Annotated in this window: 22 protein-coding genes; 16 read left to right on the plus strand and 6 right to left on the minus strand. The window is 65.7% G+C overall.

The genetic code is table 11. From position 1 onward, the window contains the following. Nucleotides 1-79: 79 nt before the first annotated feature. Nucleotides 80-625 (plus strand): pyridoxamine 5'-phosphate oxidase family protein, encoded by a 546-nt coding sequence (locus tag AC1D29_RS15985; protein ID WP_477899077.1) that lies wholly within the window; start codon nt 80-82, stop codon nt 623-625. A 17-nt stretch (nt 626-642) separates the two neighbouring features. Here the strand turns inward: AC1D29_RS15985 and AC1D29_RS15990 are convergent, their stop codons facing one another. Beyond that, nucleotides 643-1017, minus strand: a complete 375-nt coding sequence (locus AC1D29_RS15990; protein ID WP_477899079.1) for a nuclear transport factor 2 family protein — start codon at nt 1015-1017, stop codon at nt 643-645. 101 nt (nt 1018-1118) lie between these two features. Between AC1D29_RS15990 and AC1D29_RS15995 the strand changes: the two genes are divergently transcribed. From AC1D29_RS15995 to AC1D29_RS16010, 4 genes are all read left to right on the plus strand, one after another. After that, the gene (locus AC1D29_RS15995; RefSeq protein WP_477899081.1) at nt 1119-2090 is read left to right on the plus strand and encodes a LysR family transcriptional regulator; all 972 of its coding nucleotides are present in this window, start codon (nt 1119-1121) and stop codon (nt 2088-2090) included. A 418-nt stretch (nt 2091-2508) separates the two neighbouring features. Next, nucleotides 2509-3507 (plus strand): competence protein CoiA family protein, encoded by a 999-nt coding sequence (locus AC1D29_RS16000; RefSeq protein WP_477899083.1) that lies wholly within the window; start codon nt 2509-2511, stop codon nt 3505-3507. Nucleotides 3508-3840: 333 nt separating this feature from the next. Beyond that, nucleotides 3841-4023 (plus strand): MbcA/ParS/Xre antitoxin family protein, encoded by a 183-nt coding sequence (locus tag AC1D29_RS16005; RefSeq protein WP_477899085.1) that lies wholly within the window; start codon nt 3841-3843, stop codon nt 4021-4023. A gap of 356 nt (nt 4024-4379) precedes the next feature. Then, a complete protein-coding gene (locus tag AC1D29_RS16010) occupies nt 4380-4574 on the plus strand; it encodes a hypothetical protein (RefSeq protein ID WP_477899087.1) in 195 nt (64 codons plus the stop codon). A 605-nt stretch (nt 4575-5179) separates the two neighbouring features. On the opposite strand, the gene AC1D29_RS16015 is transcribed toward AC1D29_RS16010, so the two are convergent. After that, nucleotides 5180-7765, minus strand: coding sequence for an ATP-binding protein (locus AC1D29_RS16015; protein ID WP_477899089.1), 2586 nt, complete (start codon nt 7763-7765; stop codon nt 5180-5182). A gap of 77 nt (nt 7766-7842) precedes the next feature. Between AC1D29_RS16015 and AC1D29_RS16020 the strand changes: the two genes are divergently transcribed. From AC1D29_RS16020 to AC1D29_RS16030, 3 genes are all read left to right on the plus strand, one after another. Then, a complete protein-coding gene (locus AC1D29_RS16020; RefSeq protein ID WP_477899091.1) occupies nt 7843-8115 on the plus strand; it encodes a DUF4242 domain-containing protein in 273 nt (90 codons plus the stop codon). 97 nt (nt 8116-8212) lie between these two features. Next, a complete protein-coding gene (locus tag AC1D29_RS16025; protein ID WP_477899093.1) occupies nt 8213-9409 on the plus strand; it encodes a serine/threonine-protein kinase in 1197 nt (398 codons plus the stop codon). A 28-nt stretch (nt 9410-9437) separates the two neighbouring features. Continuing rightward, nucleotides 9438-9938 carry an ECF-type sigma factor gene (locus AC1D29_RS16030; RefSeq protein WP_477899121.1) on the plus strand — a complete coding sequence of 167 codons (501 nt, stop codon included), beginning with the start codon at nt 9438-9440 and terminating at the stop codon, nt 9936-9938. Here AC1D29_RS16030 and AC1D29_RS16035 read toward each other — a convergent pair. Further along, nucleotides 9935-10741: a TSUP family transporter gene (locus AC1D29_RS16035; RefSeq protein WP_477899095.1), complete on the minus strand. Its 807-nt coding sequence runs from the start codon at nt 10739-10741 to the stop codon at nt 9935-9937. The two genes, AC1D29_RS16030 and AC1D29_RS16035, sit on opposite strands and share 4 nt — an antisense overlap. Before the next feature lie 227 nt (nt 10742-10968). On the opposite strand from AC1D29_RS16035, the gene AC1D29_RS16040 reads away from it, so the two are divergent. From AC1D29_RS16040 to AC1D29_RS16070, 7 genes are all read left to right on the plus strand, one after another. After that, nucleotides 10969-11592, plus strand: a complete 624-nt coding sequence (locus tag AC1D29_RS16040) for a hypothetical protein (RefSeq protein WP_477899097.1) — start codon at nt 10969-10971, stop codon at nt 11590-11592. Between the two features lie 639 nt (nt 11593-12231). Beyond that, nucleotides 12232-13935 (plus strand): type I secretion system permease/ATPase, encoded by a 1704-nt coding sequence (locus tag AC1D29_RS16045; RefSeq protein WP_477899099.1) that lies wholly within the window; start codon nt 12232-12234, stop codon nt 13933-13935. Between the two features lie 46 nt (nt 13936-13981). Further along, nucleotides 13982-15310, plus strand: a complete 1329-nt coding sequence (locus AC1D29_RS16050; protein WP_477899101.1) for an HlyD family type I secretion periplasmic adaptor subunit — start codon at nt 13982-13984, stop codon at nt 15308-15310. A 52-nt stretch (nt 15311-15362) separates the two neighbouring features. Further along, nucleotides 15363-18215, plus strand: coding sequence for a hypothetical protein (locus AC1D29_RS16055; RefSeq protein WP_477899103.1), 2853 nt, complete (start codon nt 15363-15365; stop codon nt 18213-18215). Between the two features lie 37 nt (nt 18216-18252). Next, a complete protein-coding gene (locus AC1D29_RS16060; protein ID WP_477899105.1) occupies nt 18253-18843 on the plus strand; it encodes a carbohydrate binding domain-containing protein in 591 nt (196 codons plus the stop codon). 332 nt (nt 18844-19175) lie between these two features. Beyond that, nucleotides 19176-20282 (plus strand): TraB/GumN family protein, encoded by a 1107-nt coding sequence (locus tag AC1D29_RS16065; RefSeq protein ID WP_477899107.1) that lies wholly within the window; start codon nt 19176-19178, stop codon nt 20280-20282. After that, nucleotides 20279-20419: a cysteine peptidase family C39 domain-containing protein gene (locus AC1D29_RS16070; RefSeq protein WP_477899109.1), complete on the plus strand. Its 141-nt coding sequence runs from the start codon at nt 20279-20281 to the stop codon at nt 20417-20419. The genes AC1D29_RS16065 and AC1D29_RS16070 overlap by 4 nt, the downstream gene beginning before the upstream one ends. 1177 nt (nt 20420-21596) lie before the next feature. Here the strand turns inward: AC1D29_RS16070 and AC1D29_RS16075 are convergent. The 3 genes from AC1D29_RS16075 to AC1D29_RS16085 all read right to left on the minus strand — a co-directional run bounded on the left by AC1D29_RS16075 (nt 21597) and on the right by AC1D29_RS16085 (nt 23738). Further along, a complete protein-coding gene (locus tag AC1D29_RS16075; protein WP_477899111.1) occupies nt 21597-22178 on the minus strand; it encodes a PIN domain-containing protein in 582 nt (193 codons plus the stop codon). After that, nucleotides 22168-23310 (minus strand): ImmA/IrrE family metallo-endopeptidase, encoded by a 1143-nt coding sequence (locus AC1D29_RS16080; RefSeq protein ID WP_477899113.1) that lies wholly within the window; start codon nt 23308-23310, stop codon nt 22168-22170. The genes AC1D29_RS16075 and AC1D29_RS16080 overlap by 11 nt, the downstream gene beginning before the upstream one ends. A 164-nt stretch (nt 23311-23474) precedes the next feature. Next, the gene (locus AC1D29_RS16085) at nt 23475-23738 is read right to left on the minus strand and encodes a hypothetical protein (RefSeq protein WP_477899115.1); all 264 of its coding nucleotides are present in this window, start codon (nt 23736-23738) and stop codon (nt 23475-23477) included. A 119-nt stretch (nt 23739-23857) separates the two neighbouring features. Between AC1D29_RS16085 and AC1D29_RS16090 the strand changes: the two genes are divergently transcribed. After that, the coding region (locus tag AC1D29_RS16090; protein ID WP_477899123.1) for a sigma factor-like helix-turn-helix DNA-binding protein at nt 23858-23992 on the plus strand (135 nt) is incomplete at its 3' end.

Genomic DNA, 23992 nt, shown 5'->3' on the forward strand with positions numbered 1-23992 from the left:
CGCGCCCTCCTGGTGGCCGACACCCGCGCGGCGGCGCTCTCAATAGGCTGCAGAGTCAGTCAATGCCCAAGGAGCCGACATGCAAGACGCCAGCCGCAACCATCCGTCCGACCAGGACGTCAGCACCGAAGAAAACCTGAGCGGCCCCGCCGCCGCGCAAAAGATCGCCGACCTGGTCAAGTCCGGCAACAGCTGCTTCTTCTGCACCTTCAGCATGAGCGCCGGCCTGCACGCGCGGCCGATGACGGTCATCGAGGTGGATGACGGCGGCCGGCTGTGGTTCTTCACCGAGGTCGACAGCCTGAAGAACATCGAGCTGGACCGCGACCCGCGCGTGACGCTGTTCTTCAAGGAGGGCGACAACAGCGGCCACCTTAAGCTTGACGGCACCGCCACCGAGGTGACCGACAAGGCGACCATCCACCGGCTGTGGACCCCCAAGCTGCGCGCCTGGTTCACCGAGGGCGAGAACGATCCGCGCATCAGCCTGCTGCGCGTGGACCCGGTCAGCGGCGAGTACTGGGACAACCGCCACGGTGCCGCTATCGCCGGCATGAAGATGCTGTTCGGCGCGCTCACCGGCCAACGCGTGGACGAGGGCGTGCACGGCAAGCTGAAGCTCTGATCGCGCGGAGATGCGCTTCAGTCGAACGTATGCGCCACGAAGGACGCCTTGGTTGTGATCAACCAGCGGTCTTCCAGCTTGTGCAGCACGAAGTGATCGTTGAACAGCTTCTTTCCAATCCGCACCTTCACAGTCGCTGTGGAAAGGCTCTCCGAGATGTGCGCCATGGCGAGAACCGCCTCATCTCTCGGAGCGCCAGTTGAGCGAGGACTCGGCCTCCCGTTGATGAGCGCCGCATAGTCCGACGACGACAAGGTGTTCAGCTGGCCATCCTGAAGCCACTGGACCAGGCAGCTCGGATGGAAGACCTTGTTGAAGTCACGGCTCTTCGGTTCATAGGCCAAGTTGAAATAGTCATCCATCAAGGCGACGACGGCTTGGGTCTGGGTCATGGCTGGCTTTCTTTCAAGAGTCGAACGACTCGTATAGTGAAAGCTCAACCTGCCCTCGGCTACTGCGAATCGGTCATCGCTGCCATTACCGGAACACATAGATGGTGGAAGGCCTCGATGGACGACTTGTCGGCGACTTGCTTGCCCTTGCGGCCGTGGCCGAATCCAAGAGCTTTGGTCGTGCTGCATCTCGTCTTGGCAAGACTCAGCCTGCGGTGAGTCGCGCCATCCAGCGATTGGAAGACCGCCTGCGCGCGAAGCTTGTGCACCGCACCAGCCGACATGTGGAAGTGACGGATGCCGGGCATGAGCTGTTGTCCAAGGTGCTGCCGCTCCTGCAGGGGATTGAAGAGGCGGCGGTCGGCGCCTCGGACCAGACCTCCGTCGTCAACGGCACACTGCGTGTGGCGTGCGACGCTGTGTTCGCTCGCCTTGTGCTGGCACCAGAACTGGCCCAGTTCCTGACGGACCACCCTGCGCTGCAACTGAAGCTGGAGACCAGGAACGACCTCTCGGACCTGGTGAGCGACGGATTCGATCTCGCCATACGGTTTGGACCGCCTTCCATTTCAAGCCTGGTCTGCCGCAGGCTGTACAGCCCGCGGGTCCTGACGGTGGCCGCGCCGTCCTACCTAGCGCAACGTGGTCGACCCAGGTCGCCCAAGGATCTCGTCGACGATGGCCATGAATGCATCCAGGCCATCGACCCGGCGACCGGCAGGCCTTTTGAATGGGAGTTCTGGCGTGGTGATGAGAAGGTGAAGGTGGCTGTCCGCGGGAACCTGACGGTCACGGATGCGGGAACCAAGATTGGCGCCTGCCTTGCTGGCTACGGGATCGCTCAGGTGATCGACCTCGGGATCGACGCACACCTGCGTGCGGGCACGCTGGAGCCAGTTCTGACGGACTGGCCTGGCGAGACGTTCCCTCTCTACGTCTATTACCCCAGTCGGAACCACGTGCCGGCCAAGGTCAGAGCGTTCATCGACTTTGTCGCCAGCATGATGCCTGGGGCCGCCAACGGAGGGGCGACCGCCCACCGACCGCTAGAAATCAAGCAAGCTGCGTTGTGACCTCTGCATGCCGCTTCCGGCGGCCGGTTCACGGCGCTGGTACGGTACCGGCAAAGAAAAAGCACCTAGCCGTGTGACTCGCTTCCAAGATTGGCCACAAGTTCGCAACAACTCTGACCAATTCTTGGCCGATCTTCGCCCAGATACTCGATTGACGATGGATATTCGTGGTGCCGAAATGAGCTTTTTGACCCCTTTTTCGTCAAAGGTCGGCCATAAATAAATGCGCGTTCCGGCTTTGGCCAGGAATTAAATCCTGCCGCGACAACAAGATATTTGTCCGGATGCCAGATGGTGGGCAAAGATTGGCCTGAAATTGGGCCGCCGGGACCACGCCAATCAGGCGGGCTACGTCGCCGTTGCCTGGCGCGGAGCCGGCGGCTTGGGCGGCGCAGGCGCAGGTATCCTGATTTGCGCCGTGTTCCGACTCAATCCGATCCTCCTCCCCTTCGGGCTCAACGCTGACGACCGGTTGGTGCACGCATCCGTTGCCGTGCGCGGCGAAGAGCATCGTTGCCCAGGCTGCGACGACCAACTCGACCTACACCGCGGCGCCAAACTGCGGCCTCACTTTTCCCACCGAGGCGGCAAGGCCTGCTCGCCGGAGTCAACGGAGCATCAGGCCGCAAAGCGCCTGGCCCAGCAGATCCTGAACGACAACGCCAAGGCGGCTAGTTCTTTGGTGTCGATCAAGCTGAGCTGCGATTGGTGCAGCGCTGACTTTCCCTATGCCGTGCCGCCATCAGCGATTGATCGGGCGCGCGTCGAAGTGCCCGTAGGCACATACGTCTGCGACGTTGCAGGCGTGCGAGGCCCGGAGGGCGACGATGCCATCGCGCTGGTAGTTGAAATCTTCCACACCCACCTGGTGGGACAGAAGAAGGGGCTCGACCTCCAGCACCCATGGATAGAGCTGCGAGCCGCCGATGTTCTTGGTGACTTCGATCGCAACCCAGAAGGACCCTTCGCCTGGTGGCCGAACAACCGGAGGCGCCTGAAGCCGGTGCGGTGCCCTGATTGCCGCGACTGGGGCAAGAAGGTGCACTCGGTGGCGGCCGCGCTCGGCATGCCCTGCGACGGGCTCGCCCGGCCTAGCGAGCTTGGCAAGGCGACCTACCTGTGCGCGCTGGACAACTGCTGGAGCTGCAAGCAAGACACGCCGGTGTACTGGTGGGAAGGCGCGCCGTTCGCAGAGGAGACACCGCCCGCGCCGAGACCACCGTCGGTGCGCTTCAGGAACAGCAAGGCCTACGGCGGCAAGTATTGGATGAACAACTGCGCCCACTGTGGCTCTCCGCTTGGCGACAACTTCCTGTATCTGATGGGCCTCGCGCCGCTCGGGCAGATGCCGCAGCGGGACATCGAAGGCGCGCGAGGGCCGTCCCCGGTCGACCGTTTTATCGCCAAGATTCGCTAATCAGTCCGCCAAGCTATTCAAAGCGGGAATACTATTTCCCGGGGTGTTGATATACAAGCGAGCGACTTGTATAGTAACTCGCGCCTCTCGCGAATCCGGTGCCAAAAGAATACTGGCCACGTATGCGGTCATGAGATTTGAGCCGTCGATTTATATGTGTAATATGAGTGCAGCTTTGGTGCGCAGTCGATCGGTGCCTTCTAGGATCGCGCGGCCGCGTCGCCTCGGACGCCGTCGTCTTGCCACGAGCGGCTGCACACATGCAGATCTGGGACGCTCATCTTGAAGGTATCCACACGAGCCAAGGCCACGCTTCTGAGCAAGTTGGGACAGATGATCGAAGACAGTGGCGGCGCCCGCGACGACGTCGCGCTGTCTGATTGGCTGGATACCTGGTTTGCTGAGCCGTTGCCTGAGTTCAATGGCGCGACACCGGCGCAGTTGATGGTCACCGAGGACGGACAGCAACGGGTAGAAGTCCTTCTTGAGCAGATGCGCGGCGGTCTTCCTGCCTAAGCAGCTACCAGTGGGGTGACTTCCAGTGAAACGAGTGCGCATTGCCACAGGTAAGCACGTTGTCATCTCTCCTGAGTTGGCGGCGAAGGCGGCACGCGTGTTCGCTACAGGCCTCACGCGCGAGCAGGTTCTCGATCTCATGGCGACTGAGCCGCGCCACGCAGCCGGCCTGATGGCCGGTTCGAAAAAGCCGTTGGCTCTTTCGAAGCCGAGGGGAGGAAGCCTGACGGCCGACGCTCAAAGCCGGCAATCGGGGACAGAGAAGCGCGGCGGCCGCAGGTAGTGGGCATCACTCCGCAACGCAGAGCCCAGCTGCGACGCCTTCGTTGAAGTCGCAACTTGACGGAGATGCATCCATGAATCTGTTGGCACCCATCGGATTCCCCGAGTCGCCATCGACTGCCACGCTGCGCAGCTGGTCGGTGCTGGAGGCGGTGGATGACGACGACAGCCTCGTGCGACTGGCTGTCGGTTGGATCATCGCAACCAAGCTCAGGATCACGAGCCCGGTAGGGCAATTCGAAGGGGGTGCATATTCCGACGCGACCTGAGCACCAGGTCTAGCGTCTTCTGAGCACGGAATCCGGCGCCTGATGAGCACCTTGTCCGGAGGTGTCGCGCAGGGCAGCGTGTCCGGCGACTTGACCACTCGGTCCAGGGCCAAATGGGGAGATGCTGGCCGCCTCAGGCTGGTTGCTGCCGCTCGGCTTCATCAGTCGTGGGGCAGCAATGTGCCCATAGCAGACTTCGGTCGAACTGCGGGTCCAGGCTGTTCTGAGACGTTCGCCGCTAGAGGCCCGAACGGCGGCTACAACGAACACCAGTCATCCAGCGCCGGTGCCCGTAGCAGAAACTCGCCGGACATCAACACAATGATCTCAGTCGGTCGCGGTACTGGATCTGAGTGGCCGCTCCCGCCAAACCAGTCGCTCGGGTTGCGGCACGGCGCGGCTTCGCTGTTCGAGCCGGTCGCTCGACAGTGACATAAATCTGTACATCGTTTAACGACCGGTCCTTGGCGGCGCGACCGCGTCAAGTCGATCCATACGAGACGTCCGACCACCTCGACTGAAGTGCAGGACTGGCCGATTGGAAGCTCAGACGGACCCTAGATGGTCTGCATAGTGTCATTGGGCCTCAGCCGGGAGGCGCCAGGTCACGTCTTGAAGCGCAGGCTGGCCACGTCGAGCGCTGAACGCCAGATCTCGGCCATCTCCAACACGGCGCCCTCGGCCTGCCACGCGGCGAGATCGGCGGCGTCCACGTGCCGGGCCAGGATGGAGTCCAAGCGATGCCGGTCATCCAGCTCGTTGGGCTGCCGGCTTTCCTGCCCGCGGTCGCGGTAGGCGCGATCCGCGGCCCCAGCAAGACGGCCGGAGGTGCGCCAGTTGCCTCCGAACGCGTGCAGCAGTGCCAGCGCGTCGAGCGCGCACCAAAGGTTGTCGGCCGCCATGCGGCGCTGGCGGCTGCAGCATTCCTGCACGATCTCCTTTGCGCGAGCTAGGTTGCCCTGCGCCACCAGCGCGCCGATGAGATTGCCCAAGATGCTGAACTCGGCGGGCGATGTGCCGTCCTTCGGAATCAGGGGCAGCAGCGCCTCGCTACGCGCGACGGATTCGTCGAGCCGCCCCGCCGCCCGCTCCGCGTCGGCTAGGTTCGTGCCGGCGCGCAGCACGCCCTCGACATCGCCGTCGCGCTCGCACAGCGCCTGGACCGAAAGCAGCAGCGCGTGCGCGCTGTCGATCTTGCCGGCCGTCAGGTCCAGCGTGGCCTCGGTGGTGCGCCCGCGTGACAGCACGTTGGACGGCCAGCGCGGGTTTTCCACGGCCTTGGCCAGGGCCATCGCGCGGCGGGCGTCCGGGTGGTCCACGCGCCAGTTGAAGGCGTATTCCGACCATGCGAGGTACTGCCCACGCGCGTCGCCCAGCTCGGCGAACAGCCGCGCAGCGCGCTCGGCGACCTCGCGGGCCCGTGGCGGAAACTCGGTGCTGTGGGCGCGTGCCAGGCCCTCCCAGAACAGTGCGGCCACGCGCGCCGGCGTCTCGGGCGTGATGCGGCCGGCCAGTATCTCTCCGCGAGTGCGCGCCTCGCCATGCTGCAGCAGCGCCAGCCACAGCGGCCAGCCGCTGCCGTAGAGCGCGATGGCGGTTTCGACATCGGCGTGCAGCGCAAGATCCGAGGCGACGCGAAGGTTGTCGATCTCCGGCGTCCATCGCGCCGTCCAAGCCGTCGGCGGCTGCTGCCAGTGCTCGTCGAAGCTCTTTTCGAACAGGCAACGCATGCCGCGCATGAAGGTCAGCTGAATCTCTGCGGCCTCCCCTGACTGCGCCAGCTTGCCCTTCGCGAACAACCGGCCCGTTTCGAGAAGGCGGTAGCGCGGTGCGTTCGCACGGTCGATGCTCACCAGCGAGCGGTCGACCAGATCGAGTATGACCTCGACGACGCGGCAGGCGTTCATCGACTCGTCGGCGAGGCAGCCGGCGGCCCAGTCGAGGTCAAACGAGCCGGGGAATACGGACAGGCGCCGGAATATCCGCTGCTCGGCTTCGCTGAGCAAGCCGTGGCTCCAGTCCAGCGCCGCAGCCAGCGCGTTGCGCCGCGAGGGCTGGGCCAGCGACGGCGGGGCCAGCAGGCTCAGGCGGTGGTGCAGCCGCGACGCCAGTCCCGCGATGCCCAGCGACGGAAGTCGCGCGGCGGCGAGTTCGATAGCCAGCGCGTTGCCGTCTAGCTCGCGGCAAATTCCGGCGGCGAGGGCAGTGCTGTGTTCGTCCCATCGCAATGAGCTGCCGCACCCCGCGGCGCGCTGGGCCAGCAGCTGCAGCGCGCCGCAGCTGCGCGCTTCGTCGGGCGTGGCGTCGTCAGCTGGCAGCTCGAGGGGCCCCAGCCGATAGAGCTGCTGGACCGGCGCGCGCAGCGGGATCTGGCTGGTGACAAGCAGGGCCAGCTGCTCGGTGCCCTGCACCAGCGCCTGCGCGATGCGATCCGTCTCGTCGAGCAGGTGCTCGGCGTTGTCCAGCACGATGAGTATGCGCAGTGCTTTTAGCTTTCGCACGATGACGGCGAGTGGCTCGTCTTCGCTGGCGAGTTTGATGCCCAGCACCCGCGACAGCAGCGCAGCCACCTGCGATGGCTCGGTCAGCGGCGCGAGTTCCACCCAGAACACGCCGTCGGCGAAGTGCGGCGTCAGCTGCCGCGTCGCGGCGAGCGCCAGGTGCGTTTTGCCGATGCCTGCAGCGCCGCAGACCGTGACGAGCGGCTGTGCCCGGAGCAGGGCTACCAGCTCGGCCAGCTCGGGCTGCCGGCCGATGAGCGCCGGCACCCGTGCCAAAAGGTTGCCCGACGCGCTGGGCGCGTGCGACGCCAGGGTGTCGCTGTCGGCGTAGCCGGCGTCTGCCAGCGGCACGGCGAAGCGGTAGCCGACGCCGGAGATGTTTGCGATGGCGCGGGCGCCGATCAGCTTGCGCAGCTGCGCCACTTGCACGGCGATGTTGTTGTCTTCGACGATGACGCCCGCCCAGACGCGCTGCATCAGCTCGTCCTTGCTCACGAGGCGGCCGTTGCGCTGCACCAGCAGCGCCAGCACGTCGAAGGCGCGGGCGGTGACAGCCAGCGGCTCGCCGGCCCTGAGCAACTGGCGCTCCTTCGGGCGCAGCACGAACTCTCCGAAGCGGTACTCATCGCGCGGCGGCGCGTCGGGGGCTTCGGCCGTCAGTGCGAGAGGAGAGGACGCAGTGGTTTTCATCGGCAATTCATAACCGTTTAAGTACGCGCCGCGGTCGCAGCGCCGAGCATGAGGGCTCTTCAACCGAAGGAGCAACCATGCCCAAATTCGTCATCGAAAGAAACATCCCCGGTGCCGGCCAGCTGACGCCGCAGGACCTCAAGGCCGTGTCGCAAAAATCCTGCGCCGTGCTGAACAGCATGGGGCCCGGCATTCAATGGATACAGAGTTATGTCACGGATGACCGCCTGTACTGCATCTACCTGGCGCCGGACGAGGCTGCGATCCTCCGCCATGCCCGCGAAGGCGGGTTCCCGTGCGACAAGGTGTCCCAGATCCGCACCGTCATTGACCCGTCGACCGCGGAATGAGGATTAGACGGCAGCGGTGCTGGACCGCCGTGCCCACGGCGCGTGAAAGATCACGTGGCCGCCACCTGGGATCCACGCCAAACCCTCCACCGTCCCCATGAAGCTGCCGGACCGCCGCCAGTGGCCGCATTTCAGCCGTGTGTTGGACGAGCTGCTGGAGCTCGACGAGCCCGCCCGGGCGCTGCGGCTGCAGGCCGTCGCACTCGCTGAGCCCCGGCTCGCGGCGCAGTTGCGCGCGGCGCTGCCCGCCGCGTTCGGTGGCTTCCTTAGCGGCACGCTGATGGCGGGCCAGCTGCCGGCGGGGCTGGTGGGCCAGCGCTTTGGCGCCTACCGGGTCGAGGCGGCGCTGGGATCGGGCGGCAGCGGCTCAGTGTGGCTGGCGCGGCGCGTCGAGGGGCGGTCTCTGTCACCCGTGGCGATCAAGCTGCTTCACTTGTCGCTGCTGGGCGGGCCCGGCGCTGCGCGCTTCCGGCAGGAAGGTGCCATCCTGGCGCGTCTCGCGCATCCCCACATCGCGCGGCTGCTCGATGTGGGCGAGACGCCGGCGGGCCAGCCCTACCTCGTGCTCGAGCATGTCGACGGCCTGCCGATCGATGCGCATTGTGATGCGCACGCCTTGGACGTGGCCGCGCGACTGGCGCTTGTCGGGCAGGTGTTGCGCGCGCTGACGCATGCGCACAGCCATGGCATCTTGCACCGTGACATCAAGCCCGGCAACATCCTCGTGACGCCAGACGGGCGCGTGAAGCTGTTGGACTTCGGCATCGCGAGATGGCAGGGCGCTCCTCGGAGCCAGAGCGCCCCGCTGACCGCGGAGGGCCGCCCCGTGATGACGCTGCGCTACGCCGCGCCGGAGCAGCTCCGTGGCCTGCCCGCAACCGCGGCAACGGATGTGCATGCTGTCGGTCTGCTGCTGTACGAGCTGCTTTGCGGGCGCAGCCCCGTCAGCGCGACGACATGCGGGCGAGGTGTGATACGCCAAATGTTGCAAGCCGCGCCGCCGCCGCCGCTGGCCAACGCCCTGCCGGCGAACCCACCTGCCGCGGCGGCCATTGCCGCGGCGCGCGGCACCCAAACCGAGCGGCTAAGGCGGCAGCTGCAGGGTGACGTCCAGCGCATTGTCTCGACGGCCCTGCGCCGCGACCCCGCCGAGCGCTACCCATCCGCCGCCGCCTGCGCGGCCGACGTGCTGCGCTGCCTGCGTGCCAGCCGGTGCTGGCCAGGCGGGATTCGCTCGCGCACCGGTGGGGCGGCCTGCTGCGTCGCCACTGCGTGGGCGTCGCGATTGCCTTGATCGACTTGAGCCTGGGAACCGAATGTCTATGAACCACCTTTTCGATTCGCTGTATGAAGAATTGCGCCGAATGGCCCGGCGCGAGGTGCGCCGCAGCGGCTGGCAGCACCTCGTTGGCGCCGAGACGCTGGTGCACGAGGCCTGGCTGGACATCGGCAAACGCAGCCGGCTAGCCTTCGAAACGCCAGGCTCCTTTCTTGCCTACGCGGCGCGCACGATGCGAGGCCTGCTTATCGACCGGCTGCGTGCGCGCTGCGCCCACAAACGCGGCGGTGGCTTCGTCGTCACGTCGCTGGACGCCGACAACATCGACGCCGTGTCGCCCGCACCGCCAGACCAGATCGACCACCTGGCCGAGGCGATGGAGGAGCTGGCAGCGCTCGACGCCGGACTGGCCGAGGTGGTCGACCTGAAGTTCTTCTGCGGTTTCACATTCGCGGAAATTGCGGCGATGCGGCGGGTGTCCGAGCGCACGGTGCAGCGCCAGTGGGAAAAGGCCCGTTTGCTGCTGCGGTATGCGATGAGTTAGCGCGTCAGCACGGCCTTGAATAGCAGCCCAAGGCCGGCCACGCCGAGCGCGGCCAGCGTGATTTTGCGATAGCCCACATCGCCCGTGCGTCGGTAGATGGCCACGCCAGCGAGGTTGCCCAGCAAGGCCGCCGGCGCCGCTGCCGCGAGAATCATCCAGAAGCTGTGACTGAACAGCTGTGGCCTGACCAGCGCGAGCACGGCCAAGCCGACCAGCTGCATCCACAGGATGAACGGCTGTGTCAGTGCCCGGCCCTGGTGCTTGCCTATGCCGTGCAGGCTGTTCCACACTAGCATCGCAGAGCCAGGGAAGGCGGAGAACCCGCCGACGATGCCGCCCGCCGCGCCGACGATGAACGAGCAGCCGGGGCTGGACGCCCGCTCGGACAGTCGCAGCGCCGCCGGCTTGAACAGGCACCATGCCGCATAGGCCACCAGTAGCGCGCCGAGGCCCGCCGTCAGCTCTGCCGTACCGGCGGCAGCCAGCACCCGCAAGCCGATGGGCATGCCCACGGTGCCGCCCGCGAGGTAGGGCAGCACGCCATCGCGCCGGTGCCATGGACCAGCGTGGCAACGCAACTCGCGCCACAGCGAGCCGAGGCTGAAGGCCTGCGTCAGCAGCGACAAGCCCATCAGCACGGCGATGCCGAGCTGTGGCGGCAGCACCATCAGACTCAAGCAACCGATGGCCGAGAAGCCGAAGCCGGACAGGCCGCTGAAGACGGCGGCGGTCGTGTAGATGGCGGCCAGTGCGAGCGCGGAGGCGGGGCCGACGAGGCACGTGAAGTCGAAGAAGGAAGGCATGGTGGGGGCAAGCAAGAACGCCGGACCGGTGGCGCCGCGGCGCGGGCCTTGGACGAATCCGGCGTTCGGGGGAATCGCGATTGCGGCCGCGAACTGGACATTCCTGTGCGATTCGTGGGGGGTATGTCCGGTTTGGCGCCGCGTCTGCGATCTCCCCACGGCGACCTGCCCTGCTGCGGGCCGCGTTTCGACAACTCAATCGCCGCCTTGTCCGGCACAGGAACCTCATGACCCACACGACACACATCAACGCGCCGCGGCGCGCTGGCCTCCCCCGATTCGTTCGCGCCGCGGCGCTGATGCTGCCGATCGCGCTGTCCTCCGGCGCGATGGCGGTCGACATGACCACGGCGGCCGGACACAACCACGGAGGTGGCGAAAACGCGATCACCGCGCCGCTCGTGAACAAGGTGCGCCACGCGACGCGGCGCTACTTCGACATCAACGTGGCACTGGGCGAAGGCTGGGTGCAGGCCACGCCTTGCGTCAGCGGCCCCAACGAGGGGGCGATGGGCGTGCACTTCATCAAGCCCGAGCGGCTGCACGACGGACTGCTGAAGGCCGACGAGCCCGAACTGCTGATCTACGAGCCCGAGCGCGGCGGTACCTACCGCCTCGTCGGCGTGGAATACCTGGTGCTCGCAAGCGAATGGGCAGGCCGCAACCCGCCCGGCACAGCGCCGCAGGTTGACGGGCACCTCGCCAACTTTGTCGGTGAGCCCAACCGCTATGCGCTGCCCGCGTTCTATGAGCTGCACGTCTGGGCCTGGGAGGAGAACCCCAGCGGCAGCTTCTCAGACTGGAACCCGCGCGTCTCCTGCGATAGCCAGCGTATGGCTTCACGCAACTGAAGCGGCCCGTTCATGCGGCTGGGCCAGCGGATGGGCGTCACCCCGCGCTCGACCGAGAACGCTGCAGAGCTGCTGCGCGTCAGTTGCTGTTGCCTGAAGGCTGGGTGCAGTCCTCTGCAGGCTTCGTCCAAGGTTCTGAAAAGTTGCCGAAGCGAAAGGTCGAGATTGACGTCGAAGGCGGCGCCGCAGCGGTTGCTGCCATTCAAGCCGCCTTCGTCTCTGCTGCCTAGGTTCAAACCGTCATCAAACTTAAGAATGCGGTGACGGCCATTGCGCGAATGTGGGGGATGACAACGATCACAGCCCCACCATCCAATGGGGCGCGTCGAGTCTGCAACTGAGCGAGTGGACGACCTTTACGGCGGTGAGTGCGTCTAGATCCGGCGGCGCCTGGCGGCAGAACCGTTTCAGAACGCGAGTTTCGTCCTCCGCCATGTCACCTACGTAGGGGCATGTTTGCTGATGAGAGCTCAAGTGAGCCCGGTTCACGGATCCTCTTTGGGCACGGATGCACGGCTGAAACAAGAGGCGGACCCAAGAGCAAAGCGGCGCGAAACCCGGGTAAGTCCAGACCGCGACTTCTCAGAAGAACCCACGGCATCGGCCACAGCGATAGCCCATCAACGTGACAACACAGGCATGGCGACAAACTCCAACTCGCTTTCCGCGCATCACGCCGGCTGGCTGTTTTCCCGCCCGCTGCGTCCCGCGGTGCTGCTGGCGGCAGGATGCAGCCTGGTGTTGAACCTGGCGCTGCTCGTCCCGTCGCTGTTCACGCTTCAGGTCTTCGAGCGCGTGTTCACAAGCCGCAGCGTCGAGACGCTGGTGATGCTCTCGGCGCTGGTGGTCGTCGCGCTGTTACTCGCCTGGGTCATGGACCTGACACGCACGCGCGCCGTCGAAGCCGCCGGTGCGACCTTATCGCGCGTGCTGTGGCCTCTGGCCCTGCGCCGCATGCTGGAGCGGCGCGCATCGCCTCAGAACGCGGCGCTGGAGCCGGCCGACCCTCTGCGCGACGTGGCCTTGCTGCGCAGCTACATGACCGGCGGCATCGTCGTGCTGTTCGACGTGCCGTGGCTGCCGCTGTATCTGGCGGTGATCCTGCTGATGAGCGTGCCGCTGGGCCTGGCCGCGGCGGCGGGCGCGCTGGCGCTCTTCGCGCTGGGCGCCCTGACGAACCGCCTCACCAGCGTGCAGGCCGAGGCCGTGCAGCGCCACACCCGCAGCGCACAGCATGGGAGCACGGCGCTCCTGCGTCGTGCCGAAGCCATCGTCGGCCTCGGGAGCAGCCGGCACGCGGTGGACCACGCTGCACAACAACAGGCGCGGCTGGCCGAAGCGCTGCATGCGCTGTCGGTCCGCAGCGCGGTGCTGGCGTCCAGTGCGCGGCTGCTGCAGCAAGGGCTGCAGGCCGGCCTGCTGGCCTATGGAGCGTGGCTGGTGATCGTCGATCATGCGTCGCCCGGCATCATGGTGGCCACTACCCTGCTGGTGGGCCGTGCGCTGCAACCGGCGGCTCAGCTCATCGGGGGCTGGCACAAGCTGGTGCAGGCGCGCGCCGCGTGGGCGCGTCTGGCCGACGCATCCACCGCTGCCTTTGAATCCGAGCGGCTGCCGCTGCCCGTGCCCGTGGGGCGGTTGGATGTGCAGCGCCTAGTGTTTGCCACGAGCCGCGAGCGCCCGGCAGTCATCAAGGGGCTGGACCTGACACTCGCACCCGGCGAAAGCCTCGGGCTGGTCGGCGCCAGCGGTTCGGGCAAGAGCACGCTGGTGCGCCTGTTGCTGGGTTTGTGGCGGCCTCTGGCCGGCCATGTGCGGCTGGACGGCGCCGACATCGCGCACTGGGACCGCACGCGCCTGGAACCGCACATCGGCTACCTGCCGCAGGACGTGGAGCTGTTCGCAGCAAGCGTGGCCGAGAACATCGCCCGCCTGGGACCGGTAGATGCCGAAGCCGTGGTTGCCGCGGCTCAGTGCGCCGGCGCCCACGAACTCATCCTGCAACTGCCTCAGGGCTACGACACGCCGCTGGGTGATGGCGGCACCCAGCTCTCGGGCGGCCAGCGGCAGCGCATCGCCCTGGCGCGCGCGCTGTATGGCACGCCCAAGTTGGTGGTGCTGGATGAACCGGACGCCCACCTCGACAGCGAGGGTCAGGCGGCGCTCGTCACCGCACTGCGCACCTTGAAAACCAACGGCACGACGGTGGTCGTCGTCACACACCGCAAGCCGGTTCTGGCGGCGCTCGACAAGGTGGCAGTCCTCAAGGACGGGCAGCTGGAGGCCATGGGCACTGTGGTGTCGCACATACGCGCGGTGAATGCCGTCGCGGCTACAGCTTGACTTCCTTCGTGAGATCGACACGCCCCCGTCATCGAAACGCGCCGCCATGAACACCACCCTCGCCACCGCACTGCTGCAGGCCGATGCGCCGGTCGAAGCCCGCCGCGCAGTCCGTCGCCTGATGCTTCAGGCCCTGGTGACGTTGACGACGGCGGTGACGCTGGTCGGCGTCTGGTCGGCGCTGGCACCCATCGCCGGCGCCGTGGTGGCACCGGCAGAGGTAAAGGTCGAGCTCAATCGCAAGACGGTGCAGCATGCCGAGGGCGGCATCGTGCGAGAGATCCTGGTGCGCGAAGGCCAAGCCGTGAAGGTCGGCCAGGCCTTGATGGTGGTGGGCGACCTGCGCACCGATGCCTCGCTCGCCGTGCTGCAGGACCAGCGCCGCGCGCAGCGGCTGCGGGTGGCGCGCGCAGAGGCAGAGGCCAGCGGCGCGCCCGCCTTCGAGGTGCCCGCGGACTTGAACCAGGATGCCGCGGCCGCCGGCCACGTCGCCCGCGAGCGCGCGCTGTTCGCAGCGCGTCGCCGCACGCTCGAAGAACAAACCATGCAACTGCGGGCCCAGGCCGAACAAGCGCAGGCCCAGGTCACGGCGCTGCAACGTCAAATCGCGTCCACGAACGCTTCGGCCTCGTTGTCCAACGAGGAGCTGACGATGAACGAGCGCCTGGCCGACCAGGGCTACGTGCACCGCTCACGTCTCATCGGCCTGCAGCGCATCAGCGCCGACTACGCGGCCCGCCTGGCCGAACACCAAGGCAACCTGGCGGCTGTACGGCAACGCGGCAGCGAAATAGGAGCGCGCATTGCCGAGTTGCGCCTGCAGGCGCAAGCCCAGGCCGCCGACGAACTGCGCGAAGCGGGCGCGCTGCTGCGCGAGGTGGAAGAACGCCTGCAGCCCAGCCGCGACCAGTCCGAGCGCCAGACCGTGCGGGCCCCGGCCGACGGCACAGTCATGGCGCTGCGCGTGGCGGCCACCGGCGCCGTGGTCGGGCCGCGCGAGGTGCTGCTCGACCTGGTGCCGTCGAAGGAGAGGCTGGTGTTCGAGGCCCGCATCGCCACCTCGGACGTCGAGCACGTGCGCGCCGGGGGCAGCGCCGAGGTCAAGCTGCTGGGCAGCGCAATGCGGCACGCGCAGGCATTGCCGGCACGCGTGGCCACGGTCGCGCCCGACCGCAGCGTAGACGCGACCACCGGCCGGACGTGGTTCCACGCCACCGTCGAGGTGGACGCCGCGGCCCTTGAACGCGCCGGCCTGCCACCGCTTCAACCCGGCCTGCCCGCCGAGGTGTACGTCTCCACCGGCGCGCGCAGCCTCATCGGCTACCTCGCCGGCCCGTTGGACCTGTTCAGCCGCCGCGCGCTACGCGAGCCGTGACCGTGTCTGAAATCCGTTTCCTCCACATCTGCCCTGCATCGAAAGAATCATCATGCTTACGACCCAGACCCGCGTCCCCATCGGCCAGACGTCCACGCTCGGCGGGGCGCTGGAACGAGGCGCCAACGTCGACGCCGCCAAACAGGCCTTGAGTCCAGGCCTGCTGGTGCCCGAAGCCGAAACAGACGCCATCGGCGGCAATTTCTCCGGTGGCACGCTCACCGTATTCGGCGACCTCCTGGACAACACCATCACCGTGGGTCGCAACGCCGCCGGTCAACTGTTGGTTAACGGCGGCGCCGTGTCAGTGATCGGTGGCTCGCCCACCGTGGCGAACACGTCGCTGATCCAGGTCTTCAGCCAGGGCGGCAACGACGTGATCGCGCTCGACGAAAGCAACGGCGCCCTGCCGAGAGCCAACCTCTTCGGTGGCGCCGGCAACGACCTGCTGACCGGTGGCTCGAGCGCCGACCAATTGTTCGGCCAGGGCGACAACGACACGCTGCTGGGCAAGGGCGGTTCCGACCTCCTGTTCGGCGGCGAAGGCGACGATGTGCTCACCGGCGGCGATGGAGATGATCAGATGTTCGGCGAGGCCGGCAACGACCGCCTGATCTGGAACCCGGGCGACGACAGTGACCTGTTCGAAGGTGGCGCCGGTACCGACACCGCTGAAGTCAATGGCGGCAACGGCTCCGAAGCCTTCACGGCCACTGCCAACGGCACGCGCGTGCGCTTCGACCGCCTGAACCCGGCGCCGTTCGCTCTGGACATTGGCACCACAGAGCGTCTGGTCGTCAACATGAACGGCGGCGACGACACCTTCAGCGCCACAGGCAACCTGGCGGCGCTGATCGAGATCACCGTCGACGGCGGCACGGGCAACGACACCATACTTGGCAGCAACGGCGCAGACTTTCTGTTCGGCGGCGAAGGCGACGACTTCATCGACGGCCAGCAAGGCAACGACAGCATCTTCCTCGGCGAGGGCCAGGACGTGTTCCAGTGGGACCCGGGCGACGGCAGCGACACCGTAGACGGCGGCGGCGGCGACGATCGCATGGCCTTCAACGGCAGCAACATCGGCGAGGTGTTCGACGTCGCAGCCAACGGCGGCCGCGTGCGCCAGACGCGCAACGTCGCCAACATCGTGATGGACCTCGACAACGTCGAACGCATCGACCTGGCAGCACTGGGTGGCAGTGACACGTTGACCGTTAACGACATGAGTGGCACCGACCTGCGCCAGGTGAACGTGAACCTGGCGGGCACGATAGGCGGCAGCGCAGGCGACGGGGCGGCCGACAGCGTCGTGCTGCAAGGAACGGGTAGCAACGACATCGTCGACATTTCCGGTGCCGGCAGCGGCGTCACCGTCGTCGGGCTTTTCGCTCAGGTGTCGATCAGCAACGCCGAAGGCGCGAACGACACGCTTGTGGTGAATGGCGGCAATGCCAGCGACAGGATCACGGCGACCGCCCTGCCTGCGGGCGTGATGAAGCTCGTGCTCGATGGCGGCGCCGGCAACGACACCCTGTGGGGCAGCCAGGGCGCCGACAGTCTGCTTGGCGGCGACGGCAACGACTTGATGGTCGGTGACAACGGAGACGACATGGCCCTGATGGGCGCCGGTGACGACGTGTTCCAGTGGAACCCGGGCGACGGCAGCGATACGCTCGAAGGCCAGGACGGCAGGGACACGATGCAGTTCTCCGGCTCCAACGCCTCCGAAACCGTCAACATCGCCGCCAATGGCGGCCGCACGCTGTTCCTGCGCGACGTGGCCAACGTGACAATGGATATGAACGACGTCGAGAAGATCGACTTCCGTGCGCTTGGCGGTGCAGACAACATCATCGTCGGCGACCTCGTCGGGACCGACGTGACGCAGGTGCTGATCGACCTGCGCGGCGCGGCCGGTGTGGCCGATGGCGCAGCCGATACGGTGACGGTGAACGCTACTCAGGGCAGCGACACCTTCAACATCACCGGCAACGCCAACGGTGTGAAGATCTTCGGCCAGGGCAGCAGCACCGCTGTGTCCTTCATGGACGCGGGTCTGGACCGCATCGTTCTGAACGGCCAGGCCGGCGACGATGTCATGAACGCCAGCGGCCTGCAGGTCAACGGCCCGCTGCTCACACTCAACGGCGGCTTGGGCCGCGACACGATGATCGGCGGTGCCGGCAATGACCTCATCAGCGGCGGCGACGGCAACGACACCGCGCTGATGGGCGCTGGCGATGACACCTTCGTCTGGAACCCGGGCGATGACAACGACATCATCGAAGGCCAGGCCGGACGCGACGCGATGCTGTTCAACGGCGCCAACATAGCTGAGAAAATTCAGATCTCGGCGAACGGTGCCCGCGTGCTCTTCTCCCGAGACGTCGCCAACGTGGTGATGGACCTCAATGACACCGAAGTGATTGATTACAACGCGCTGGGCGGTGCCGACACCATCACAGTTGGCGATCTCTCGGGCACCGATGTAGACGAGGTGCACATCAATCTGGCCGGCTCGACTGGAGGCAGCACCGGAGACGGCCAGGCCGACACCATCGTGCTACAGGGCACGGACGGCGACGACGTGATTCAGGTCATCCGCAACGGCAACACGGTGCAGGTGATCGGCTTGGCGGCTACCGTGATCATCGAAAACTTCGAGGCCAGCCTTGACCGCCTGGTGATCAACGCGTTGGGCGGGGACGATGTCGTTGATGCCAGCGGGCTGAGTGCAGGCAGCATCCAGCTGGTGGCCGACGGCGGCATGGGTGACGACGTCTTGTTCGGTGGCGACGGCGCCGACACGCTCTTTGGCGGCGACGGCGACGACGTGCTGATCGGCGGCCCCGGCAACGATGTGCTCGACGGCGGGCTCGGTAACAACGTCGTCATCCAATGAGGCCACGCGGCCGAGCTCTCAACTACGAAGGTCAAATATGAACAGATACGCTGTTGCGTTGTGCGCGCTGATGTCTGCCGGCATCGTGCATGCCGCCCCTGTCGTCAACGGTGGCTTCGAGGCAGGGGATTTCACCGGTTGGACCCAGTTCGGCGACACCGACTTTTCTTCCGTTGGCGCAGGCAATGCGGTCCACAGCGGCGACTTCGGAGCGAACTTTGGCTCGCTCAGCGGGCCGGGAGGAATCTTTCAGACCCTCGCGACCCAGGCAGGCGCCACTTACGACGTGAGCTTCTGGCTGCGCGCCGAATCGGGAACGCCAAACTCTTTCGACTTCAATTGGGATGATGGCGCCTTGGAAGTCAGCCTGACGGATATGCCAGCCACGAGCTACCAGCAGTACACCGTGGCGCTGACCGCGACGGGGACCGCCACCGACCTGCGGTTCACCTTCTTCCACGAGCCCGCCTTCTTCTATCTCGACGATGTATCCGTGTCCGAACGGGCAACGAGAACGGTGCCCGAACCCGCCGCGCCGGGGCTGGCCAGCATCGCCCTGGCGGCCTTGGGTGGTGCAATGGGCAGAAGACTTCGCACGCGACTCACTCGCCGCAGCCGATTCGAGTGATCGCTCAAACCGGTCCTCTCCACTGGTTCGGCGGATTGGTCGATGACCGCTTTGGGCACTGACCTGCCCCCGGGACGCGGACCGGCAGGCCGTCGGCAGCTTGGTGCGCATAGCAGCCGCCCACCGCGCCAGATCGACCATCGCTGGAAGGTTAACTGCCGATCCAGTTCTAATGGTTCAACGGCCGCTGCCGCCGGTAACCGACGAACCATCTACCGCCTGCTTTGCGCATGCATCCCGATTGCCGCTCGCCGCAGTCCATTGATATGACGCCCCTGACCCCCATCCCACCATTCGACGCCGCTCGTCCAGCGCGGCGCCCTCGAATCGGCTTGTCGTTCGCACTGGCCATGACGGCAGCCCTCGCGCTGATTGCCGGCGATGCGACGGCTGCATCCGTTGCGCACGCCCGGGCATATGTCCTGCGTCGAGGGGATGCACGCATCCTGGTGGTGGCCGAGAGCCACTACGGCACCCGCCTGGAGGGCGATGGCTACACAGAGCGCGTGATTGCGCCGGCATACCGGGCGGCACAGGTGGCTCTGATCGAGAACGGTGCACCGTGGCATCCGACCGCGGCCGATGCGATGTACCTGGCTGCGGATTGCGCCTCGCCACCGGGCGGCAAGCCGGCCCTGCCGATCGACAAGCGAGCAACGTCGTACACCGACGCAACGAAGGCCACCGTCAGAGACTTGACCCTTCAATTCCAGGCGTTCGAGCCGGCGTGGAATTCCAATGGCGACGTGCTGCTGCGCCATGGCGAGTTGGAGCTGGACTACGTGGTGCTACCCCAGCTCTCGAGCGTCGCATGGCAGCGCCTGGCTGCCGCACAGGACGCGCCGGCTCGCCAAGGCGTCGAGGGCCTGTTCCGCGGCCTGGCACAGCGCCTGATTCGCCTGGACGCCTCAGGTCGGGCGTTGCCCGAGATCCGGCCCATCGAAACGATCGGTGACCGTTGGGCCGCCCTTTGCGCCGCGGCGCCCGACATCCGGGATGCGTACCTCCGCGAGCAACTGCAGGGAGCCCAGCGCCTGCTGCAGTGGCTCAACCGTGCCGGCACGTCATGGCAGGCAGCCAGCGCTGACCTGGAAACCTCTTTCGTCAGCACGCTGGCATGCATTGACCGCCGGCCAGCGTGTGAATTCACGACCTCGCAGTCCTCGCAGGCAGCAGTCTTGTCCGGCACGAGCCCGGCTCGGACACCCGCCGTTCATGAGATCGCCGTGCGCAACCGGAATCTGCTTTGGCTGAACAGGTTGCTGGACGTCTCGGCCCGCAACGCGCGTGTCGTAGCCGTCGTAGGCGCGATGCACCTGCCGGATCTGATCGTCCAGGGGAAGACGCAGCCAGGCCTACTGTCCTTACTGCGCGAACGTAGCTTCTCCGTGACGGCCGTAGAGTCCGAGAAGGATCTCAAGCAGGGGTATCTGCCGTGAGCGGCTCCTTCCTGCCGGAGCTGGCAAGGCTCGAATGGGGCCGTCGTCGCGTGCCCGTGGTCTTTCAGATCGAAGCCGCGAAATGCGGGCTGGCGTGCCTGTCGATGGTCGCCAGCTATCACGGCCGGCACATATGAGACGGCAGGCGGTCAAACGACCTAGTGCACGGTCCTGCGCAGTCTGAACTGGGACCAAATTGAATTGGAGCAGCCAATCTGTTCAGTACTGCAGCGACATGCAGCTTTGGTCGAGATCACCCGTCCGGCCCGTCCAGCATCACCGTAGTTTGACGCGGTGAGCGGCGGCAAGATCGCTTGGATAGCTGTTTCACAAGCTAAGAGATGACGGCTTCCTGTCCCTAAGCCGACATCCGAGGCCGTGATCCGGCGCCTCCACAACGGCCGGTCGGCACGGAGCCAAGGCTCCAGGCGCCCGGTCGGCCGACGGCTCCTTTGGGCACTTTGCAGCCGCTCGACTGCCGGATCCGAGCGGCTGAAACCAGCCCGAAGCGGTCCCGCCACCTGTCGTTGGTTGTCTCAATGGACGATACCCGCCGGGGCTGTTGCCCAGGGAGGGCCTAAGCTGATAGCGCTGTAAATTTGGCGCTGGCCCCGAGGAGCCCAACCGGCTCTTCCCGCCCAATTATCGAGAATTACCAGCAATTACCAGTACAGGCGGAATCCCGCCGAGGCAGACCTTCCTATGGGAGGCGCTGAGGCGATAGGCCACCTCCGGGCGACCATCAGCAGAGGTGTTGTAGCCGTGCTGAGCCCGGAAATTTCGGCGGCCAGGCAGACCTTTCATGCACTCCTCGAACCGTCCAGCAACGCCAAAATCAGCCTCATTCGGACCCGTCCAGACACCGTTCAGGAAATTTGGCGCGCACGCGATATCCCCAATGCTTGATCGAACCGACGTGGGCTGAGAACAGTGCCTGCCGGCGTGTTTGGGCACATTGCTGCCGCGAGAACGCCGGTCGCGACCGTCAGCAATCGCTGAGGTGGCGCTCGTGCGGGGCCGCCGCCGGTGCTCATGAGCACCGGATCGCGTGCTCATCGTGCTGAACTGGATGCTCACGGCCACTGGAATACACAGGGGGGCAGATCGTGACCAGGTCCGGCAGCATCTATACCTTGGAGGGGCCGCCGGCGAGCCCAGAGGAGCTGCAGGAGCAGAAGACTCACCGCGACGCGCTGTTGGGCGGCCGCATTGCAGTCGACGTCACGGCCAGGCATTCGGCATCACGCTAGCGGCTTTGCTCGCCATCACTGACGGCCTAGACAGAAGAGCGAGGGCTGCTAGGGGCTCACCTTTTCAGCCGCGAGGCACGCTGTTGAGTTTGCACTCCAACGCCATGGCATATGCCTTCTCGAAATGCGGTGCGAGATCCTGGTCCATCTCCTCGTGCTGTTGGATCACGAGCGCCTTGTCCGAGTCTCCAAGCTTCCCTGTGAACATGAGCCACGAAAAAAGATGCGGTGTCGTCTGCACCAGCGCGTGACCGGCGTCTGACGCTAGCTTGCGGGCCTTCTGATCGTCAGTGATCACTGCCTGCCGAATCTTCATCGCAAAGGCAATAGACGAAAGCTCACCTTTGCCAAGGCGCTTTCGCTTCTCCAGCATTTCGATGGCTTGCAAATCATCAATCGAACAAGCGTGTGCTCGGAACGCGCCACGACCTTGCTCTGTCTTCAGCCGCTTTATCAGCTTGTCGTCCGCCGCGCTGGGCGCCTTTCGCGGCTTGACCAGGCACTCGTACCGTACGAACTCGGTGATGCAGAAGTCGCATTTCGCTTCTTTCGCTGCGCTGTAGAGGCGCGGCGAGGACAGCACGTTCCACACTGAGCAGGTATCTGCGACGTTGATGAGGTGGAACTTGGACGGGTCAATGGCCATGGAGGCTCCGTCCGTACAGAGATGCCAGCCCGGCCAACTCCGCCGGACTGCTCAACAACGCCTCGGCGAGGCGCCCGACACTGATGATGCCCTCTTTCCAAGCATCAAAGCAAAGCCCGACATAGAAGTCCGACAGCCCCAGCTGCAGCAGGCGGGCCTTGCGCTCCCGCTGGACCTCGGTCAGGCTCTCCGGTAGTTCGGGGTCAATCTTTGCGTCTCTCGGCACATGAAGTTGCTGAATCTGCTGGCTACGGAAGTCGTCTACCAGCTGGGCCTCGCGTAGCGCGATGCCAAGGGCGTGACAACTCACACGCAGCTTGCTTGCCCAGTTCACCGCATCTTCGTCGCTCCATCGGCGGGGGTTGGGAAGGCCTGCAAGAAAAGCGGGCGGCATCAGGAAGCACGAGGCAAATCTATTGGCCCGCACTTCTCGCAGGTCCTTCCCGCGCGGCGAGTAGTAGGAGACGCTTGCCTGTTCGTCGCCGTCGAATATGGCGTGCGCCATTTCATGCGCCGCACTGAACCGTTGCCGGTACACATCCTCGCTGTAGTTGACCAGCGCACACTTGCCGGCGACCGGGTGGTTGATGAAGAGCCCTGAAATGTCAGAGTTGCCCAGGTGCCGTCTGAAGAGATGCACCCCCGCTTTGCGGAACTCGTCGTAGACGTCGCGCGGCACTTCGTGGTCGCCATAGCCATGCGCTGCCCGCAGAGCGTGGGCAGCTTCTTCGCCATGCGCCTTCATGTAGGTGCCCCTTGGCACGAACTCGAATTCGTGGGCTGAACGCCCCAGCTCGACCATCAAGAACGCTTCGGTCTCGCACAGATACAAGAACTCCTGAACTGCCCGACGATCGGCCTTCGTGAAGTCCTGCCCGTGCGCGCGGTAGAGCGTGTCGGTCTGTTCAAAGGGGGCGACCCGCTCGTTCGAGATGAAGAACTTGAAATCGCACTGGAAGTGATCGGCGAGGATCAAGACCTCATCGCCAGTGGGCTCCGCGGCGCCGGCCTCGATTTGCTCCAACCGACCCGCGTCAATGCCAGTCAGCGCCCCAACTTCCGCGACCGACTCCTTGAGCTGGTCGCGGTACTTGGCGAGCTTTGCCCCCAACATGGCGAGATTGATTCCCATCCAAGAATGATAGGTTCGCCTGGCAGATCGAGCGCCGTGCAGCCGGCATCGACTCCATGGCTGAAGCATGTCCATGCTTCGCTGAACGGCAGCCTCGCCTTGGTCGACGCGGCGTCCTTAAAGCATGTCGACTTCGCGACGTTGAAGCCGCTCTTCGCTCCTGTTTACATGCGACGCGAGCGCTGGTAGCGGAATGGCTTCTTCGGGCGAGAGGGGCTAGGGCGCGCGGGCTCCGGAACCACGCGAGCTTCCACATCCACGACGTTGGGGTTCGCCGTCGCTAGCCGATTGGCCAACAGCTCATCGACCTCGGAAGCCAGTTGTGCGCAATAGGCCTGCACGCGGGCCGCAGCCCGCGTCAGATACCAGACGGCCGCCATGACGTACCCACCGAGCAGCCTCAAGAAGGAGATGATGAGTGCGATCATGGCGTTGAGCAGGTTGTTGATTTCCTCCGAAACCTGACCCACCCCATTCAGTGATTTCCGTTCAAACCTGACCCACGTATGAACCCTAGCCTGCCGCTATTTGCGGCAGGAGCACTGGAGTGATTGACGTGGCGACACTGAGTGTCATCAGGCGGTGGGCCCTGCGAGAGCAGCTGTCCATCCGCGAGATAGCCCGACGCACCGGCCTGTCTCGCAACACCATCAGGAAGTACCTGCGCGCCGGCGACCAAGAG

It is taken from the genome of Roseateles sp. P1_C6, from assembly GCF_056406315.1.